The following is a 3183-nucleotide window of genomic DNA, read 5'->3' on the forward strand; positions in this document are numbered from 1 at the left end:
CACCGGCGGCCTCCTCGGGCGCGGCCCGGGCCTGGGCGGCCCGGGCGGAGTCGGTGCCCTGCGGCTGCGCCTGCCAGTGGGCGGCGGCCTGCTCTGGGGTGCGGGCGGCGGCGCGGGCGGGGGCGGGCCTGGCGGCCGTCGGCCGTACGACGGCCGGCTGCTCGGCGGCCAGCGGACGGCGGCGGCGCCGGGTCGGCAGGCCGGTGCCGTCGTCGGCCGCGGGGGCGTCCGGGCCGGGCTCGGCCGGGACGGACGCGCCGGCCCGGCCCTCCCCCGCCGGACCGTCCGCGGCCGGGTCTTCGGCGACCGGGCCGTCCGCGACCGGATCGGGCACCACGCGGATGGCCGGGGCCGGGTGCGGGCCCGTCCGGTTGTGGCGGTCGGCGAGCTGCGGGCCGTCCTGCTCGTCCGCGTCGCGCATCGGCGGGACGGCCGCGACGGTGGGCGCCGGGGCCGGTCCGGAGCCGGCCCGCAGCGGCAGCGGGGTGAGCACCGACAGCGGCTGCTCGTCGTCCACGACGGTCACCAGCGCGGCCGGGATGCGCAGGATGGTCCGCATGCCGCCGTACGGCGAGGGCTCGATGTGACAGGAGAAGCCGTACTGGCGGGCCAGCTTGCCGATCACCGCGAAGCCGGTCTTGGGCGGGTTGCCGAGCTCGGTGAGCAGCATGTCGGGCGGGCCGGCCAGCAGCCGGCGGGCGCGGCGCAGCTGGTCCTCGTCCATGCCGATGCCGCTGTCGTCGATGATCACCAGCGCGCCGCGGCCGCCCTGCTGGACGGTGACCGGGACGTCGGTCTCCGGGTGGGAGCAGGCGGTGGCGTTGGCGAGCAGCTCGGCGATGGTGACGGCGATCGGCTCGGCGGCCCGGGCGACCACGGCGAGGCGCTGCTCGCGCAGGTGGTTGGCGACCTTGATCCGGGCGTAGCCGGGCACCCGGGAGAGCGCGCCGACGACCACCTCGGCGAGCGGCGAGTCGGTGCGGGCCAGTCCCGGCCAGGCCTCGCAGAGCACCGCGACGGTCTGGATCCGGCGCAGCGCGACCTCGTTGCGGAAGTCGACCTCCAGCAGCCGGGGGTCGTCGTTCTCGTGCTGGAGCTGCTGGACCAGGCTCTGGATCTGGTACAGCAGGGTCTGGATCCGGGAGGTGGCGCCGCGCATGGCGGCGCGGGCGGCGGCGTCCACCCGCTCGCGCTCGTCGGCGAGGGCGGCCTGGGCGGCGTCCAGGACGCCCTGCAGCGCCCGGACCGCCTCGGGGCCGACGGCCTGCGGGTCCAGCGGGCCGACCAGCGGGGCGTTGCCGTGGGTGAGCCGTACGGCGGTGGCGGCGACCCGCTCCTGGGCGAGGTGGCCGATCTCGGCGAGCAGCGCGGTGCCGCGCGCCTCGGCCTCGGCGAGCGCGCGCTCGGCCTGCTCGGCCCGGGCGGTCGCGGCGGAGCCCTGCTGCATGGCGTCCCGGACGGTGTCCTGCGCCTGCCGGGCCGCCTCCTGCGCCTCGCGGACGCTGTCCTCGGCGGCCCGGGTGCGCTCCTCCGCCCGCCGGGCCTCCTCGGCGGAGCGCCGGGCGGCCTCCTGCGCGTCGCGCTGCTGCTGCTCCGCGCGGGCGAGCCGGCCCTCGGCGGTCCGGGCGCGCTCCTCGCCCCGGCCGAGCGCGGTCTCGGCGGCCGTCGCCCGGGTGACGGCGACGGCCCGGCCGCGGGCGAGCACGGCCGCGGCCGCGGCGGCGACCAGCGCCAGGACGATCAGCGCGATCTGCGTCATCGAAGTCCTCGGGGGTGCTTGCGGGGTGGACCGGGTGGTGCGGCCGGGACGACCGGGCGGCGGGCCCGGACGGGGTCAGGGCCGGACGGTGCCCGGCCGGACGGGATCGGGGCCGGGCGGGATCAGGGCCGGGCGGTGCGCGGGCGCTGGGCGCGGGCCTCGTCCTCGGCCAGTTCCCGCGCCACCAGGGCGACCTGGCCCAGGGCCTCCAGGGCGCCCGGGGCCGCCGAGCCGTCCAGGTGCCGGTACTCGGCCGCGACGGTGATCACCAGCCGCTCGGGCAGGCCGAGTTCGGGGTGGCGCTGCTCGGCTATCACCCGCCGGGCGGCGTCCAGCGCGGGTATCCCGGCGGCGTGCAGGGCGTGGGCGCGCTCGCGGACGTAGGCGAGGTAGCCGATGTGCTCGCGGACGCCGTCACGGTCGAGCACCGGGCCGTGGCCGGGGACGAAGATCTCGGCGCCGGTGGCCAGGGCCTGCTCGCAGGCGCCGATGACGTTCTCCAGCGGTCCGGCCCAGTGCGAGGGGTGGTCGCCGGGCTGCTCGGGCGTCGAGGAGAAGATCACGTCACCGGTGAACACCGCGCGCTGGTGCGGGAGGTGGACGAGCAGGTCGCCGCCGGTGTGGGCGGCGGGCAGGCTGGTGATCCGCACCGGGTAGCGGCCGACGGTCAGTTCCAGCTCGCCGGTGAAGACGGTGTCGGGGCGCACCGGCTCGGTGCTGGACCAGTCAAACCGGCCGAAGTGCTCCTTCAGGTAGCCGCCGAGCGGCGAGTCCGGGTCGCTGTTGGTGACCAGCGCGTGCTGTTGCTGCGGCGTGGGCTCCCAGTGGATGTGCTCCAGCGCCTCGCGGGTGGCGATCACCTCGGCGTCCGGCAGCACCCCGGCGCCCCACAGGTGGTCCCCGTTGGCGTGGGTGACGACCACCCGGTCGACCCCGACCCCGTCCGGCAGCAGCCGCCGGCTCGCGGCGAGGAACTCCCCGGCCATCGAGGGGTCGTACGGCGTGTCGATCCAGAGCGCGGTGGTCTCCGAGGCCAGCAGCCCACAGTTGGCCAGGCCCCACCCCCGCTTCGGCGGGAGCCACACGTACAGGTCCTCGGCAATCGCGCTCACGTTCGCACGGCTGATCGTCATGTGCGCGATTATGCCCAGGTCGTGACAGGAGTGGAGCAAAACCATTACAGTTCAAGCCACTTCGCGCCCGGAGCAGCCCGGGATGCCCCGATTCGTCCCACGTGGTCTGGACCACATCTGGCCGAAGTGGCCCGGCCCGCGCCCCTGTCGAACCGGGGGCGCGACGGGCACGGGCACAGGCACGGGCGACGGGCACGGGCGGCGGGCACAGGCACAGGCACGGGCGGCGCGCTTCGGGAGCGTCAGGCGCCCTGCTCCGACGGCCGGTCCAGCCGCTTGATCCCCTTGCGC

Annotated in this window: 2 protein-coding genes; both read right to left on the reverse strand. The window is 77.3% G+C overall.

Annotated elements, in window-relative coordinates:
* Window positions 1–1759, reverse strand: a 1759-nt coding sequence (locus ACFU6K_RS35045; protein WP_380670066.1) for an ATP-binding protein, incomplete at its 3' end; no start/stop codon positions are given.
* Between the two features lie 122 nt (window positions 1760–1881).
* Window positions 1882–2892: an MBL fold metallo-hydrolase gene (locus tag ACFU6K_RS35050; protein ID WP_380670068.1), complete on the reverse strand. Its 1011-nt coding sequence runs from the start codon at window positions 2890–2892 to the stop codon at window positions 1882–1884.
* Between the last annotated feature and the right edge of the window lie 291 nt (window positions 2893–3183).

It is taken from the genome of Kitasatospora sp. NPDC057512 (assembly GCF_042802135.1).
Classification (GTDB): domain Bacteria; phylum Actinomycetota; class Actinomycetes; order Streptomycetales; family Streptomycetaceae; genus Kitasatospora.

What these genes read in the sequence shown, in the direction of transcription:
- ACFU6K_RS35050 (WP_380670068.1), bottom strand. Translation starts at nt 2,892, where the DNA reads ATGACGATCAGCCGTGCGAACGTGAGCGCGATTGCCGAGGACCTGTAC.